Origin of the sequence: Marinomonas sp. 5E14-1 (genome assembly GCF_039939215.1) — a bacterium.
In the GTDB taxonomy this organism is placed as follows: domain Bacteria; phylum Pseudomonadota; class Gammaproteobacteria; order Pseudomonadales; family Marinomonadaceae; genus Marinomonas.
The window spans coordinates 104,659-120,976 of sequence record NZ_JBDXMW010000003.1 but is presented as its reverse complement, the minus strand read 5'-3'; the positions used below and the strand labels follow the sequence as shown (position 1 = coordinate 120,976).

Here is a 16,318-nt window from a genome sequence, read left to right as displayed (position 1 = left end):
CTTTAGCCTCCTGTTGCGCTCATAAAACGCAATATTTGAGGGGCTTCATTTAGGTTGAAATGATGTTGTTGGGGTTTGAGTGCCAATGCTTCAATAATGGCGCTCTCTAATTCTTTTGAACTGTCTAATGCGTCATTTTGCATGCTGCTGCGAATGACGCTTTTTAGATCTTTTGAGTGTTCGTTGCCTAAGCAAAGTAATAAACGGCCTTCGACAGTGAGCCGAACTCGATTACAGGTATCGCAGAAGTTATGACTGTGAGGTGAAATTACACCGACTTTATGGCTTGATCCAGCAACGTGATAGTAGCGAGTAGGACCACCTGTTTTGATATTGCTTGGCGTTAATGTGTAATGCTTGCTTAATGCGTCGATAACATCATCGCTGGATAAATAGGTTTCAGCACGATTGTGGTCAGTAATAACACCAAGAGGCATTTCTTCAATGAAACTGATGTCCATGTTGTGATCTAGTGCAAATTTGGTGAGATCATACAGCTCATCATCGTTATGATTCTTCATCATGACGCTGTTGATTTTTAACCGTTTGAAAGGGAGTTTGCTCGCAGCTTCTATTCCCTTAATAACTTGTTGGAATTTGGCTTTTCTGGTTAAGGTGAAAAAGCGGTCTGCTTTTAAGGTATCCAAACTAATGTTGATACGTGAAACGCCAATGTCGTAAAGACTCTGTGCCATTTTATAAAGCTGAGAGCCATTGGTTGTGATGGTTAGTTCCTCTAAACCTTCAGTATTGGCAATTTGCTCTAACGCCCAAAGTACATTCTTTCGAACTAAAGGTTCGCCGCCAGTAATTCGAATGTGTTTGGTTCCCATACGAATAAAAGTTTTTGCTACATGTACGATTTCTTCCAAAGACAAAACTTGCTCTTTTGAGAGGAAAGTCACGTCTTCGTCCATGCAGTAGGTGCAGCGAAAATCACATTTATCGGTGACCGAAATGCGTAAGTAATCGATTTTTCGACCAAAGGGATCGATAAGGGCGTCCGTTATCAAAAAAATACCTCACAATATAAGCTTCTATCAAAGCAAAAAACGGCTGATTAAGCAAAGATGTAGAAGGATATAGGCGTTATTTTTTGTCGTTATTTCAAAAGATTAAAGCGAGCTTTGATGTTGCTGAAGTGCCCAAATAACATGCTCTTTTACCAGCTCAGATGAGGTGGAAAGAGCGTTTTGTAATGTACTAATCGTTAGCTCACTGGTAGGCGCATTGCCTAAAGCAACGGCGATATTGCGTTGCCAGTTTTCATAACCTGTGCGTCGAATAGGTGAGCCTTCTGTATTTTTTAGGAAAGTTGCTTCGTCCCACCTAAATAAAGTAACAAGATCCGCTGAATCCAAATTGTGTCTTGGCTGAAAGTCATCTTCTCCTGTGTATTTGGCGAATTTTGTCCAAGGGCAAACCAACTGACAATCGTCACAACCAAAAATACGATTCCCCATTTTACTTCTTAATTCTTCTGGAATTGGGCCGGAATGTTCAATTGTTAAATAAGAAATGCATTTGCCCGCATCTAAAACCCAAGGTTCAACAAAGGCGTCGGTAGGGCACTGAGTTAAGCAAGCGGTACAGCTTCCACAATGGCGAGTCTGAGTCGGTGGATCGACTGGAAGTGGTAAGTTTGTGAACACTTCGCCTAATAAAAACCAGCTACCGGCTTTTGGAGTGAGTAATAAAGTATTTTTACCAATCCATCCCATACCCGCTTGTTCAGCAATTTGTCTTTCTAGAATGGGTGCGCTGTCGACAAAAGCACGATAACCATGTTCACCAACCGTTTGTTCAATTTTCTTGGCTAATTGAGTTAAGCGTTTACGAATTAATTTGTGATAATCACGGCCCAATGCATAGCGTGCCACATAAGCTTTGTTCTTGGTTTTTAAGCGTTCAACCGTTTCTACAGACTGTGGCAAATAGTGCATGCGCAAAGAGATAACACGGCGCGTGCCGGGGTGAAGTTGTTCAGGGTGAAAACGCATATCGCCATGGTTGGCAAGATAATCCATGCCAGCGTGATAATCCTGAGCAAGCCACTTTTTATAGTCGTCTTTATATTGGCTTAACTCAGGTTCTACAATGCGTGCTTCGGCAAAACCTAACTCTTGCGCCCACGTTTTTATGTCGTCGACGAGAGTTTTTAGGTCATTGGGGCTGGAAAAAGATGAAGGTAACAAGGGAATGCCTTAGTAAAGTAACGCGTCTCCTTTGACGACATCCATAAGAAGCTTGATGAACATACGATCTGCTTCCGTATGGTTTTCCTGAATTTTCAGGGTCGTTTGGTTAGAGACTTCCTCAGCAATTTTTTGGTAAGCATCTGGCTCATTGATGTTTTCTTTGGCAATACGAACCAATTCACCTGCCAGTTGAGGATCCATAAGTAGTTTACGAAAACAGCGTAAGAACTCGTCAATAATGCGTTGTTGGTTTAGCTCATTCGCCATGATAAAACTCCTCAATAAAATATTTGATTATGACACCATGAAGTCTAGCCTAGAGCAAGTTTTTATCGTGCTTTTATGGATTGTTATTTTGCGTACATTCGGTTGACAAGTTATCAGGATACAGGGAAAATTGGCCGTTAATAAAATCGACAACACCCCGTCGATAAGTCTTTTTGAGCCACTAGCTCATTTCAATCAGAATGATTCTGAAACACACAAGTAGAAAATTGCCTAATGCGGTTATTTTTTACTTTCCCTCGCGAAAACACGCGGACAGTGTAAAAACTGCGATTTCTTGCATTTTGAGCGTGCTTTTTTTACAAGTTACCTCAGTTAGTTCAGCAAACTTCGTTCTATCAACTTTAATCTGTCTATCGTATGCGGTTACAATACGCGCACTCATAAAATATAAGACAGATAAATACTATAGAGGGTAACAAGGTGGAGTTATTATCCGGTGGTGAAATGATCGCCCGCTTTCTCAAAGATGAGGGAGTAGAATACATTTATGGTTATCCAGGTGGTGCCGCATTACACATTTATGATGCCCTGCATCGTCAGTCAGATGTGAAACATGTTTTAGTTCGACATGAACAAGCGGCAACTCACATGGCAGATGGTTATGCCCGTGCAACAGGTAAGGCAGGAACCGTACTGGTAACTTCCGGTCCTGGTGCGACGAATACTGTAACTGGTATTGCGACGGCGTATATGGATTCCATTCCCATGGTAATTATTTGTGGTCAGGTTATGAGTTACCTGATCGGCGAAGATGCTTTCCAAGAAACAGACATGGTTGGCGTGTCACGTCCTATCGTGAAACACAGCTTTACTGTGAAGCATCCTTCTGAAATTCCTAGTATCATGAAAAAAGCTTATTACATCGCAACGAGTGGTCGCCCTGGTCCTGTTGTTATTGATGTGCCAAAAGACATGTGTATGCCAAATGAAAAATACGAATACACTTATCCAGAAACGGTTGCTTTGCGTTCTTATGTACCGCCAACAAAAGGTCATAGTGGGCAAATCAAAAAAGCCATGGAGCTTCTGCTAGCAGCCAAACGTCCAATTGTTTATGCCGGTGGCGGCGTAATTATGGGCGGTGCATCTGAATTATTAGTGAATCTTGCAAAATCATTAAATGTTCCTGTGACTAATACCTTAATGGGGTTGGGTTGCTACCCTGCAACAGACCGTCAATTTGTCGGTATGCTTGGTATGCATGGCAGTTATGAAGCCAACATGACTATGCATCACAGCGATGTGATCCTTGCTGTTGGCGCACGCTTTGATGACCGTGTAACAAATGATCCAGATCAGTTCTGTCCGGGTGCGAAAATCATTCACATTGATATTGATCCTGCTGCCATTTCTAAAACGATTCGTGCGGATGTGCCAATTGTTGGACCAGTTACGCAAGTGTTAGAAGAAATGCTGTCGTTGGTATCAGGTAAAAGTCTTAATGAAGAAACTCTAGCTACTTGGTGGAAACAAATTGAAGAGTGGCGGGCTGTTCATGGCGGTCGTTACGATACCGAGAGTGAAAAAATCAAACCACAAGCGGCTATCGAGGCTTGTTGGAGAGCAACAAACGGTGATGCTTATGTGGCTTCTGATGTAGGTCAGCATCAGATGTTTACAGCGCAATATTACAAATTCGACAAGCCAAATCGTTGGATCAATTCCGGCGGCTTAGGAACAATGGGCTTTGGTCTTCCTGCGGCTATGGGCGTAAAAATGAGTTTCCCTAAAGAAACCGTTGTTTGTGTCACAGGTGAAGGCAGTATCCAAATGAACATTCAAGAACTGTCGACTTGCTTGCAATACGGTTTGCCGGTGAAAATTCTATGTTTGAACAATGGTTACTTAGGCATGGTTCGCCAATGGCAAGACATGAACTATGAGGGTCGTTACTCAAATTCTTATATGGAATCATTACCTGACTTCAAAGTATTGATGGACGCTTATCGTCATAAGTACGTAGAGATCCGTGGAAAAGACGAGTTAGATGCAAAAATGGAAGAAGCGTTTGCAATGGAAGACCAGCTTGTCTTCATTAATTGTTATGTAGATCCAGACGAGCATGTATATCCAATGCAAGTACCACGAGGTGCAATGCGCGATATGTTCTTGAGCAAAACGGAGCGAACCTAATTATGCGACATATTATTTCTGTACTAATGGAAAACGAGCCTGGTGCTTTGTCGCGCGTTGTTGGTTTGTTTTCTCAACGAAACTTTAACATTGAATCTTTGAACGTAGCAGCAACAGATGACCCAACTTTGTCTCGTCTGACTTTGACAACGTTTGGTTCAGATCAAGTTGTGGAGCAAATCACTAAGCAATTGAATAAACTTATTGACGTTGTGAAGCTGGTAGACCTGACCGAAGGCGCACATATTGAACGTGAAATGATGCTCGTTAAAGTCCGCGCTACAGGTGCACAACGTGCTGAGATTAAACGTACAGTAGACATCTTTCGTGGCAACATTGTTGACATGACACCATCTATCTACACTGTTCAGATCGTTGGTGAATCCGACAAACTAGACGGCTTCCTACAAGCACTTGGTGGAACACACTTACTTGAAGTAGTTCGTACCGGTGTTTCAGGAATTGCTCGTGGTGAAAAAATCTTGTCTCTGTAATCACTTTTACCAGAGATGATAATGAAAGGCCGCTCATTGAGCGGCCTTTTTTGTGTCCATTTTTGTCGGAAGACAGAAAAGCCTTCTAGAATAAATGAACCATTAAAACAGTTGGGGCGCATTATGAAGAAGAATCCAGTGGCTTGGTTCGAAATCTATGTAGATGATTTGTCGAGAGCAAAAGCCTTTTATGAGTCGGTTTTAAATGTCGAGTTAGAAGTATTAGGTGATCCAAATAATCAGAATATCAAGATGCTCGCTTTTCCTTCTAATATGGAAGGTTATGGTGCCACAGGGGCGTTGGTCAAAATGGATGGCGCTCCTGTTGGACAAAACAGTACTTTGATCTATTTTGCATGTGAAGACTGCTCTATAGAAGAAGCCAGAGTGGAAGGCGCTGGCGGTAAGGTAAATCAAACTAAGATGTCTATTGATGAATATGGTTTTATCTCTATGGCTTTTGATACAGAAGGAAATAGGTTTGGTTTGCACTCCTCTAAATAGGTTTTGAAAACGAGTTATTCAAGAGGGTTCATGTCAAAGGTAACGCTAAAAGGCTTCGTTCTCGTTTCAGAGTCGGAGTTTGAAATAGTAAAAGCAGAGCTGGTTAACTATAAGCGTTTGACTCTCGAAGAGTCTGGATGCATTCATTTTCGCGTTACTGAAAGCCCGATAAGTTCTCTTCGTTTTGATGTGTATGAAGAGTTCAAAAATAAAGCGGCTTTTGGTCATCATCAGAACAGAGTGAAAGTCTCCTATTGGGGAAAAATGACGGAAAATGTTGAGCGTCATTCTGAAATTATTGGCTAAATAGGTCGTAAATTTTTCAAATCTTGAAGATAAGAAAATCTTCGCATTCAACGTCTTTGAATCGTATAAAAAAATAAGCTGACAGGTTTTTTATTAAGCGGTAAAGTTGCGCTGTTTTTATGGTTGTTCTAGCCATCTTTGCTTCCTGTTTTGTGAGATCAAATCAATATGACTTTCAGTGTTTGGTTGGCGGTTGCGCCTTTATTAATGTTGCTTTCGTTGGGGCCTGGTCCGAATAACTTTTTGGCGATGCATAATGGCATTCAAGTCGGAGCAGAAAAGGCGGTGACAGCGGTTGTTGGGAGAAATTTAGCCTTCAGTATTTTGATGCTGGTATCCGCTTTGGGGCTAGGAGCAATTATTGTGGCTTCTGCTTTTTGGTTCAGTGTGATTAAATTGTGTGGTGTTGCTTACTTATTTTATGTGGGTATCAAAACATGGCGCAGTGCAGCCATTGTGCTTGAAGAACATGAAAGTGAAGAAGGAACAAAGGCGAAGCGAGGAAATTTTGCTCGTATGCGTCAGGAGTTCTTAGTGGCGATTGGTAATCCAAAAGCTATTCTATTGTTTACCGCGATTTTCCCTCAAATGCTCGATCTTAATCAGCCTGTTGTCATGCAGTTTTTTTGGATGGGATTAACTTTTTGCGTGACGGAATTTATCGCTGCGTATGTGTATGCCATGAGTGGTAAACAAATCCGTCGATTGATTCGAAGCCCAAAAGGCATGAAAAACCTGAATCGTGGTATGGGTAGCATTTTTGTTATGGCAAGCGGACTTTTAGCAACAGTGACAAGAGCTTAAGCTTGTTTTCTTTTTCAGTATAATCCTCATAAATAGGGTGGCTTAATGCCATCCTATTTTCTTTCAAGTATCTGTTGGAACTTTTTCAGATGCTCATTTTCCAAGTGATTCTTATCTTCTCTCGGTATTTTTATTATGACTAAAAACTTTGCTCCTTCATGTGATCGAAACCAACAATCTATTTTAGATCAGCTTGTTGTGCATTTTCAGAATTGTCGGCAAGTACTCGAAATAGGCTCTGGCACAGGTCAACATGCGGTGTTCTTTGCCAAACATTTGCCTCATTTAATCTGGAATACCAGTGATATGTTGGAAAACCATGGCAGCATTAATGCATGGATTAAAGAAGCGAGTTTAAGCAATCTGATAGCGCCTTTTGAATTTCACTTTGGTAAAAATGATTGGCCGGATCTTCCTTTAGATGGCATATTTACGGCGAATACCACTCACATCATGCAGCGTGATCAAGCAAAGTTGATGATGAAAACAGTGGGGGAGAATTTACCTTCCGGTGGCGTGTTTTGTCAGTATGGACCAATGAATGTAAACGGTGAATATACCAGTGAAGGCAATCGTGAATTTGACCAAAGTTTGAAAGCAGGCGGTTACGGTGGAATGTGTGATATTGCAGAATTAACTGAATGGGCAGAGAAAATGGTGCTTGTTGAAACCATTTCTATGCCAGCAAATAACATGTTGTTGGTTTGGAAAGTGGCTTGAATTCAGGTCTAAAGAGCACCATCCTATGATACTGCCTGTTGTAATTTAACAGGTGCTTTATATCACTCATTAATATTTTGCATCTGAGGTTTAAGATGACAAGTTCTCCCATTCAAATAATTTGTCAAAGTTGCCATACAAAAAATCGTCTGCCAAAAGAGAAATTGAGTGATAAGCCGCTATGCGGGAAGTGCGGTAACCTTGTACTCGCAACTCGCTCTATTGTGGGAAGTGACGCTATTTTCAGGCGTTATATTACAGAGAATGCTTTGCCTGTGGTGGTGGATTTTTGGGCTTCATGGTGTGGGCCATGTCAACAGTTTGCGCCTATTTTCGAACAAGTAGCAGGAGAAATGTCCACGCAAGCCTGTTTTGTGACGTTAGACTCTGAGAAGAATCAAACGACTGCTGGTGGTTATAATATCCGTTCGATTCCTACGCTTATGATCTTTCACCATGGGAAAGAAGTAGCACGTCTGTCTGGCGCGTTGCCAAAAGCGCAATTCAAACAATGGCTTGCTCAGAATTTACCTACTACCTAATGGTACTGTGTAGCGTTTAATATTTCGTCCGAATATTAAACATCAAAGTGTAACTCAACGAATTTCTCGTATAGGGCTTCTTCGGTTTCTCGTCTGTTTGGGTCTGGTTTCACACAGTCGATAGGGCAGACGGCTACACAGGTGGGTTGGTCATAATGACCAACACACTCTGTGCATTTATCTGGATCGATAAGGTAAATCTTGGCACCCATGGTAATGGCTTCGTTGGGACATTCTGGTTCGCACATGTCGCAGTTGATACAACGATCATTGATTAATAATGCCATTGTTTGTCTCTATGCTGTTTTGCTTGCATGAGGCTGGCGAGTGGTTTGCCCTTCCGAGAGGTTTCTCAGTAAGATTCCCATGGATGCATCGATACCTTGAGGGCAAGGAATACTAACGATGTGACCACTGCCCTTGGCAACGTCGATGGCTCGTCCTTGTTTATCGTTTAGTTCCGCCAAATGAAAATTTACATTACCTTTCGGTGTCATAAGCTCTAATGAGTCGCCGACACTAAAACGGTTTTTCACTTCTAGGGTGAGAGCGTTGTTGTTAGTTGAGATCACTTCACCAACGAATTGTTGGTGCTCGCTGATGGAGTTGCCTGTGTCATAGTTTTGCATTTCCACATGACGATGGCGTTGTAAAAAGCCGTCTGTATAACCTCGGTGAGCTAGGTTTTCCAAAGTGTTCATCAATTGATTGTCGAAGCCTTTTCCTACAACAGCATCGTTGATTGCTTGACGATAGACTTGCGCAGTTCTGGCGCAGTAGTAAAAAGACTTAGTGCGGCCTTCGATTTTTAACGAATGAATGCCCATTTTCACTAAACGATCAACGTGTTGAATAGCGCGTAAATCTTTTGAATTCATGATGTAAGTGCCGTGTTCGTCTTCAAAAGCGGGCATGTATTCATCGGGGCGACCACGCTCTTGTAGCAAGTAGAGCTGATCCGTTGGCTCTTGAATTTGTACTGCAGAGGTTTGAGTTTGAGAGTGTGTAGAAGAATCGCTGCTGGCGATAATCTGTCCGACCTCGTCTTGTTTAGCGTCGTGAGCATTATATTGCCAACGGCAAGCATTAGTACAAGCGCCTTGGTTAGGGTCGCGTTTGTTCATATAACCAGATAGCAGGCAACGGCCAGAATACGCCATACACAAAGCCCCATGTACAAAGACTTCGAGCTCCATATCAGGCACTTTCAGACGGATTTCTTCGATTTCATCTAAAGACAATTCACGAGATAAGATGACGCGGGAAATACCTTGTTGCTGCCAAAATTTCACCGTTGCCCAATTCACCGCATTGGCTTGTACCGACAGATGAATTTGTTGATCTGGAAAAGCTTCTCGAACCATCATGATCAATCCTGGATCTGACATGATCAGCGCGTTTGGATTGAGTTTGATGACAGGCTCTAAATCTTGAATATAGGTTTTTAATTTGGCGTTATGGGGTGCAATGTTACTCACCACATAAAGCTTTTTGCCTAAATTATGAGCTTCGTTAATGCCTATTTCCAGTTTTTCCAAGTCAAATTCATTATTGCGCACACGAAGAGAATAGCGCGGTTGCCCTGCATAAACAGCATCGGCGCCGTATGCAAAAGCATAACGCATATTTTTTAATGAACCGGCTGGAGACAATAATTCTGGCGTAAACATAGCACTCACTGATCGACGAAAAAAACGCGCAGTTTACCTGACCATTGATTCAACTCAAGTCGTGTTGATGGGATTGTCTGTTTAACTCATTGTGGTTTGATTTAGGTCAAATTCTTATGGTATTGAGAGCAAAAAAATGCATTTTTGAAAGGTGTTTTAGGTAAAAAAAAGCCCCGCAAGTGCAGGGCCATAAACTAGAGAGTAGCTAAGGAAGCCACGCGCTGTTGCTACACAGCATTCTGATCTAATGAAGTCGATTTCAATACTTCATCAAGATGCAGCCAGGTTTCGACAACGGTGTCAGGATTAAGAGACATGCTCTCAATGCCCTGAGCCACAAGCCAATCTGCGAAGTCGGCGTGGTCAGATGGGCCTTGCCCACAGATTCCCACGTATTTTCCTTGTTCACGGCAAGCTTGTATCGCCATCGTTAGCAGTTTTTTCACTGCTAGATTTCGTTCATCGAATTTGTCTGCGATTAAACCTGAATCGCGGTCAAGTCCGAGGGTTAATTGGGTTAAGTCGTTTGAACCGATTGAGAAACCGTCGAAGTATTGGAGGAACTCATCCGCTAATAATGCATTCGATGGCAACTCGCACATCATGATGACTTTCAAGTCATTCTCGCCACGAGCTAAACCTTGTTCAGCAAGCAGATCGGTTACCTGTTGTGCTTCTTCTAATGTACGTACAAATGGAATCATGATTTGCACGTTGGTTAATCCCATTTCATTTCGAACTCGGCGAATGGCTTCACATTCTAGGGCGAAACAATCGCGGAAAGAATCGTCGATGTAACGAGCCGCACCACGAAAACCAAGCATTGGATTTTCTTCGTCTGGCTCGAACAAAGGGCCGCCAACAAGGTTATGGTATTCGTTCGATTTAAAGTCAGATAAGCGCACGATGACGGGCTTTTGCGAGAAAGAGCAAGCCAATGTAGCAACGCCTTCAACCAGTTTGTCGACGTAAAACTCGATTGGACCTGTGTAGCCAACGATTCTGTGATCAATTTCTTCTTTGAGTGCTGGCGTCATATCTGCGTAGTTAAGCAATGCTTTCGGATGAATGCCGATCATGCGATTGATGATGAACTCTAAGCGAGCTAAACCAATGCCTGCGTTTGGTAGCATGGCGAAATCGAAGGCGCGGTTTGGATTACCTACGTTCATCATGACTTTAACTGGCAGTTCTGGCATATTGCCCACTTCCGATGTGATGACATCGAATGGCAATTCACCTTGGTAAACAAAGCCCATGTCACCTTGAGCACAAGATACGGTGACTTTTTGTCCGTTTTTTAAAACCTCAGTGGCATCGCCACAGCCAACCACCGCTGGAATACCAAGTTCACGAGCAATGATGGCCGCATGACAAGTTCGCCCACCACGATTCGTGACAATCGCAGATGCACGTTTCATGATAGGCTCCCAATCTGGATCGGTAATGTCAGTAACTAATATATCGCCCGGTTGGATGCGATCCATCTCTGCAATCGAAGACAGAACTTTCACTTCACCTGTGCCGATTTTGTGACCAATAGCGCGGCCAGTCATCAGTACTTGAGAAGTTGTTTTCAGGTTGTAACGCTCCATGCTTTGGGTATTGCCTTGGCTACGAACCGTTTCTGGTCGTGCTTGAACGATGTAAATTTTTCCGTCGATGCCATCTTTCGCCCATTCAATGTCCATCGGACGTTTGTAATGGTCTTCGATGATGCAAGCTTGTCGAGCAAGGTTTTGGATTTCGTCGTTGGTAAGTGCAAAGCGATTTTGGTCATTCAACGCAACGGGAACGATTTTGACAAATTCGTCATCGCTGCCAACCTCGGCGTATTCCATTTTTTGGGCTTTACTGCCAAGGCTCTTGCGCACAACCGACGGGCGATTTGCCGCAAGGGTTGGTTTGTGAACATAGTATTCGTCTGGGTTTACCGTGCCTTGCACGACCATTTCGCCCAAGCCGTAAGCGGCTGTAATGAAGACCACTTCATCAAAGCCAGATTCTGTGTCTAGGGTAAATAAAACGCCAGATGCACCAATGTCACTGCGTACCATTTTTTGGATGCCAGCAGACAATGACACGCCCTGATGCTCAAAGCCTTGGTGAACGCGGTATGAAATCGCACGATCATTAAACAAAGACGCAAACACACGCTTGATGGATGCCTTGATATCATCTAGGCCAACGACATTTAAGTAGGTTTCTTGTTGGCCAGCAAAGGAAGCGTCTGGTAAATCTTCCGCCGTCGCAGATGAGCGTACCGCGAAAGATGTGTCGCTGATGTTGTCATCACACAATAGGGCGAAGGCGGCTTCAATTTCTTGGTCGAATTCAGCCGAAAAATGAGCTTCTTCAATCCATGTTCGAATTTGCTGGCCTGTTTTGGCAAGTGCCTGTACGTCGTCCACATCAAGTGTATTGAGTGTATCGTGGATTTTATCGTTTAGGCCGCTTTCTGCTAAGAAGCTTTGATATGCATAGGAAGTGGTCGCGAAACCATTAGGTACTTGAATACCAAGGTCTGTCAGGTTAGAAATCATTTCTCCCAAAGAGGCGTTTTTACCACCAACTTCACCGACATCTTCTAAACGAAGATCTTTAAACCACTTAACAAATTTGCTCACAAAGGACTCCGGTCGTTGTTATAAGTTTGTTTTATTTGGCTGGTTTGCCAACGAGACATTAAGCGCTCATTACTAGAAGTTAATAGCCTAGATGTTGGATCGCATTTCTAGGCAATATTGATACTTGTCAAAACGCTATGTCTGGGGTCATTGTATGTAGAGGCGTTGCTTTGAATAAAATCGATTATTCGATGTTGTTTTATTTCAATCGAAAAAATAAATGTCGTTAGATAACAACAAAACAGGTAAAAACGGATGAAAGTGTATTTTGTTTCAGATGGAACAGCGATTACTGCTGAGGTGTTTGGCTCGGCGATGTTGTCGTTTTTTGATGTGGCTGTGGAAACCCAAAGTGTGCCGTTTTTAGTGACAGAAGATCAGGCAAATGGTTTGAAGCAACAGATAGATTTGGAAGTTGAGCAAGGCTTGGCTTTGTTGGTTTTTTATACTATTTCTGATGTGGAAATTCGTGAGATTATTCAATCTTGCAACTGTCATTGCTACAACTTATTTGGTGATTTGTTGTCACCGATTGAGCAGGCGCTGGGTGTAAAAGCACAGCCCACGGCGCAAAAAGCCCATAGTATGAAAGAGGGCGTTTACGATGGCCGTATAGATGCCATTAATTATGCTTTGGCGAATGATGACGGCGTGTCTGTTAAGAATTTCCAAGAAGCCGATATTATTCTGCTTGGAGTATCTCGTTCTGGAAAAACGCCAACCAGTTTGTATTTGGCGATGCAATATGGAATTAAGGCAGCGAACTATCCGATCACTGAAGATGACTTTTCTTCTTCTGGCTTGCCTAAAGTTTTAAAATCGCACAAGAAAAAACTGTTTGGTTTGACGATCGATGCTCAACGCTTACATGAAATCCGCACCGGAAGAATGGCGTCGAGCAAATACGCTTCCGCTCGACAATGTCGTTATGAAGTGGATGAGGTGGAATCTATTTATCGGCAAGAACGGGTTCCATTTTTAAACTCAACGAAGCTTTCTGTGGAGGAAATTTCCACCAAAGTCATGGCGGAGATGAATTTAGTGCGTCACAGGCAATAATTATGGGTAGCTGATCTATCGAATAATTCGATTAATGGCCTGTTTTGGGTGAAAAATACCGCAAAAGACTTGTGTAAAAGTCAATTTATCAAGACAAGAGGTTAAGGCATCAGGTCAAAAAAGCCTGAAATATCGGGCAAATCGATCTTTTTGTTGTGTAATTACAAAATAACTCATCATAAAAGATGAAGATAAGGCTAAGTGCTTTGCTAACTTGGAGAGTATTTAATCAGAATGCTCTATAATGTTGACTAATTGAACGTGTCAGAGGTTTGGGGTAAGAGATCACCAAATGAGGCAGATGTTCTAAATAATAAGATGTTCATATTTGAATTGTATAAAAGAGAGACGTCTTATCGAGAAACCAAGGATAACTATACATTGAGTAATAAAAAAATTAACGACCCACACATGCAACGAGAAGCGTCTAAGTACGACAACCCAGTACCAAGCCGCGAATTTATTCTAGAGTTTCTAGCCAGCCAAAATACAAGCATTGGGCACCTTGATCTATGTGAAAAATTCGCACTTACCGGTGAAGACGAAATAGAAGCCCTTCGCCGCCGCTTGATCGCCATGTGTCGTGATAACCAGTTAACCAGCAATCGTAACGACGAATATAAGCCACTTTTAGAAAGTGAGCTGATCGAAGGTTACGTGCAAGGAAACAAAGAAGGCCACGGTTTCTTATTGCGTCCAAGTGACGATGATATTTTCTTGTCTGCCCGTCAAATGCAAAATGTGATGGACGGCGACAAGGTCAAAGTGCGCCTTTCTGGTCGTAGCGTAAAAGGTCGTTTAGATGGTGTTGTGGTTGAGGTGTTAGAACGTAAACACACTCAAATGGTTGGTCGTTACTATTTGGAAAGCGGTACGGCTTTTGTTACACCAGAAAATCCACGTATCGCCCAAGACATTCAAATCACCACAGATTCTGGTTTGGCGCCAACTCACGGCCAATATGTTTTAGCTGAGATTGTCTCTTATGCAGAGCGTGGTAAACCTGCTCAAGGTCTTGTGAAAAAGATCTTAGGCGACTTTATGGCGCCTGGCGTTGAGATCGAAGTTGCTATGCACCGCTACGAAATTCCGAATGAGTGGCCTGCAGCGGTTGAAAAGCAGATTAAAAACTTTGTTGCGGAAGTGGCAGAAGAAGACAAAGCGAATCGAGTGGATTTACGCGATACGCCATTTGTCACGATTGATGGCGAAGACGCGCGTGATTTTGACGATGCGGTGTATTGTGAAAAAACACCGGGCGGTTGGAAGCTGTTTGTTGCCATTGCCGATGTTTCGCATTATGTGAAAAAAGATTCGCCATTGGATGAAGAAGCGATTGTTCGTGGTAACTCGGTTTACTTTCCTGGACGCGTTATTCCAATGTTGCCAGAAGTCTTGTCGAACGGTTTGTGTTCATTGAACCCAGACGTTGACCGTTTGGCGATGGTCGCGGAAATCTCTTTGACTTCCAGGGGCAAGATGCGCGGCTTCAAATTCTATGAAGGTTTGATCCGTTCACACGCTCGTTTGACCTATTCTAAAGTCGCTAAAATGATCGCTGCTGAACCAGAAGAACAAGGTTTAGAGTTGCGCGAACGCTACAAGTCGATTATTTCTCACATCGACGACTTAAATGGTCTATACCACACATTAAAAGGCGCTCGTGATGAGCGTGGTGCAATGGAGTTCGACACTGTCGAAACTCGCATGGTGTTTGATGAAAACTCTAAGATCGAACACATTGTTCCAGTAGAACGCAATGACGCTCATAAGCTGATTGAAGAATGTATGTTGTGTGCCAATGTAGCAACGGCGGAGCTTTTGATTAAGTCTGATTTGCCTGCGTTATTCCGAGTTCACGAAGGGCCAAAAGATGATCGCTTGCTAACCTTGCGTACTTATCTTGGCTTGCTTGGTTTGGAATTAACTGGTGGCGCTAAGCCGACACCAGCCGATTACGCTATGTTGTCCGAAGCGATTAAAGATCGTCCGGATGCTCGTAGTATTCAAACTATGATGCTTCGGTCTATGTCTCAGGCCGTTTATCAAGCAGATAACATGGGGCATTTTGGCTTGAATTATGAAGCCTACACACACTTTACTTCGCCTATTCGTCGTTATCCTGACTTGTTAGTACATCGTGCGATTCGTTATTTAATTCGTGGTGAAGGTCGTCCTGTTGTGCGTCAGGTTCATCGAGTAAAAGGCAGCCCAGAGCTTAAAAAACGTAAAATATACGGCTACGAACATGCGGATATGGACGGCTTCGGTGACTCTTGTTCTGTTACCGAACGTCGTGCCGATGAAGCGACTCGTGACGTGGAAGCATGGTTGAAATGTCAGTACGTTGAACAACATCTTGGCGAACCTTTTGATGGTGTTGTGACTGCGGTGACTTCGTTCGGTTTGTTTGTTGAGTTACAAGGCCTATTCGTTGATGGTTTGGTGCATATTTCTGGTCTTGGGCAAGATTATTTTGTTCATGATATTGAGCATCAAGCGATTGTCGGCGAGCGTACAGGGCGTGTTTTCCGTCTTGGTGATTCGTTGAAAGTACGTGTTTCGAGTGTGAATTTGGAACAGCGTAAGATCGATTTGAGCCTAGATGACACAGCACCAAGAGCTCGTAAGAAGGTTGAGCGTAACGACCAAACCGAGTTGGAAATGCAATTGGCCCAATTGCCTCCTATTGAGTTGGGCGGCCGTTCTAAGCCGAAAAGCTCTGTAAAAGGTGCTGATGCGAAAGCTGAATCAGATAAAGATTCTAAAGAGTCGAACGGCAAAGCGAAGAAAAAGCGCCGCCCTCCTGTTTCTAAAGGTAAGCGTATTCGTCAGAAGAAATCCGCATCGGCTTCCTCCTCGAGCAAACCTGCTTCTTCTACAGCTAAAAAAGCGAAGAAGTCGAAGAAGCCAAAAAAGAGCAACGCTAAGTCAAAAGCGAAAGATTAATTAGCTGTACCAAATACGATACAT

15 protein-coding genes are annotated in these 16,318 nt (G+C 42.9%); 9 read left to right on the top strand and 6 right to left on the bottom strand.

The features are described from left to right. Positions 1 to 2: 2 nt before the first annotated feature. The 3 genes from moaA to ABFY09_RS03530 form a co-directional block, all read right to left on the bottom strand. Entirely contained in the window at positions 3 to 1,013 is a 1,011-nt protein-coding gene (moaA, locus tag ABFY09_RS03540) for a GTP 3',8-cyclase MoaA (RefSeq protein WP_347982915.1), read from the bottom strand. Positions 1,014 to 1,115: 102 nt separating this feature from the next. Then, positions 1,116 to 2,195 carry a tRNA epoxyqueuosine(34) reductase QueG gene (queG, locus tag ABFY09_RS03535; protein ID WP_347982914.1) on the bottom strand — a complete coding sequence of 360 codons (1,080 nt, stop codon included), beginning with the start codon at positions 2,193 to 2,195 and terminating at the stop codon, positions 1,116 to 1,118. 9 nt (positions 2,196 to 2,204) lie between these two features. Then, on the bottom strand, positions 2,205 to 2,465 hold the full coding sequence (locus tag ABFY09_RS03530; protein WP_347982913.1) for a hypothetical protein: 261 nt from the start codon (positions 2,463 to 2,465) through the stop codon (positions 2,205 to 2,207). 441 nt (positions 2,466 to 2,906) lie between these two features. Between ABFY09_RS03530 and ABFY09_RS03525 the strand changes: the two genes are divergently transcribed. The 7 genes from ABFY09_RS03525 (at position 2,907) to trxC (ending at position 7,989) form a co-directional block, all read left to right on the top strand. Next, positions 2,907 to 4,619: an acetolactate synthase 3 large subunit gene (locus ABFY09_RS03525; RefSeq protein WP_347982912.1), complete on the top strand. Its 1,713-nt coding sequence runs from the start codon at positions 2,907 to 2,909 to the stop codon at positions 4,617 to 4,619. Positions 4,620 to 4,621: 2 nt separating this feature from the next. Continuing rightward, on the top strand, positions 4,622 to 5,113 hold the full coding sequence (gene ilvN / locus ABFY09_RS03520) for an acetolactate synthase small subunit (RefSeq protein WP_347982911.1): 492 nt from the start codon (positions 4,622 to 4,624) through the stop codon (positions 5,111 to 5,113). Positions 5,114 to 5,236: 123 nt separating this feature from the next. Next, complete coding sequence (locus tag ABFY09_RS03515) at positions 5,237 to 5,617, top strand: VOC family protein (protein ID WP_347982910.1); 381 nt, start codon at positions 5,237 to 5,239, stop codon at positions 5,615 to 5,617. A gap of 30 nt (positions 5,618 to 5,647) precedes the next feature. Further along, the gene (locus ABFY09_RS03510) at positions 5,648 to 5,923 is read left to right on the top strand and encodes an antibiotic biosynthesis monooxygenase (protein ID WP_347982909.1); all 276 of its coding nucleotides are present in this window, start codon (positions 5,648 to 5,650) and stop codon (positions 5,921 to 5,923) included. A gap of 168 nt (positions 5,924 to 6,091) precedes the next feature. Further along, positions 6,092 to 6,727: a LysE family translocator gene (locus ABFY09_RS03505; protein ID WP_347982908.1), complete on the top strand. Its 636-nt coding sequence runs from the start codon at positions 6,092 to 6,094 to the stop codon at positions 6,725 to 6,727. Positions 6,728 to 6,862: 135 nt separating this feature from the next. Next, on the top strand, positions 6,863 to 7,447 hold the full coding sequence (locus ABFY09_RS03500) for a DUF938 domain-containing protein (protein ID WP_347982907.1): 585 nt from the start codon (positions 6,863 to 6,865) through the stop codon (positions 7,445 to 7,447). A gap of 95 nt (positions 7,448 to 7,542) precedes the next feature. Next, a complete protein-coding gene (gene trxC, locus ABFY09_RS03495) occupies positions 7,543 to 7,989 on the top strand; it encodes a thioredoxin TrxC (protein WP_347982906.1) in 447 nt (148 codons plus the stop codon). A 35-nt stretch (positions 7,990 to 8,024) separates the two neighbouring features. Here trxC and ABFY09_RS03490 read toward each other — a convergent pair whose 3' ends face one another. The 3 genes from ABFY09_RS03490 to ppsA all read right to left on the bottom strand — a co-directional run bounded on the left by ABFY09_RS03490 (position 8,025) and on the right by ppsA (position 12,286). Then, positions 8,025 to 8,276, bottom strand: coding sequence for a YfhL family 4Fe-4S dicluster ferredoxin (locus ABFY09_RS03490; RefSeq protein ID WP_347982905.1), 252 nt, complete (start codon positions 8,274 to 8,276; stop codon positions 8,025 to 8,027). A gap of 9 nt (positions 8,277 to 8,285) precedes the next feature. Then, positions 8,286 to 9,659 carry a tRNA 5-hydroxyuridine modification protein YegQ gene (gene yegQ / locus ABFY09_RS03485; RefSeq protein WP_347982904.1) on the bottom strand — a complete coding sequence of 458 codons (1,374 nt, stop codon included), beginning with the start codon at positions 9,657 to 9,659 and terminating at the stop codon, positions 8,286 to 8,288. Positions 9,660 to 9,886: 227 nt separating this feature from the next. Further along, positions 9,887 to 12,286 (bottom strand): phosphoenolpyruvate synthase, encoded by a 2,400-nt coding sequence (gene ppsA, locus ABFY09_RS03480; RefSeq protein ID WP_347982903.1) that lies wholly within the window; start codon positions 12,284 to 12,286, stop codon positions 9,887 to 9,889. 255 nt (positions 12,287 to 12,541) lie between these two features. Between ppsA and ABFY09_RS03475 the strand changes: the two genes are divergently transcribed. Both ABFY09_RS03475 and rnr read left to right on the top strand, forming a co-directional pair. Further along, positions 12,542 to 13,345 carry a pyruvate, water dikinase regulatory protein gene (locus ABFY09_RS03475; protein ID WP_347982902.1) on the top strand — a complete coding sequence of 268 codons (804 nt, stop codon included), beginning with the start codon at positions 12,542 to 12,544 and terminating at the stop codon, positions 13,343 to 13,345. Between the two features lie 381 nt (positions 13,346 to 13,726). Continuing rightward, positions 13,727 to 16,294, top strand: a complete 2,568-nt coding sequence (gene rnr, locus ABFY09_RS03470) for a ribonuclease R (RefSeq protein ID WP_347982901.1) — start codon at positions 13,727 to 13,729, stop codon at positions 16,292 to 16,294. Positions 16,295 to 16,318: the final 24 nt, after the last annotated feature.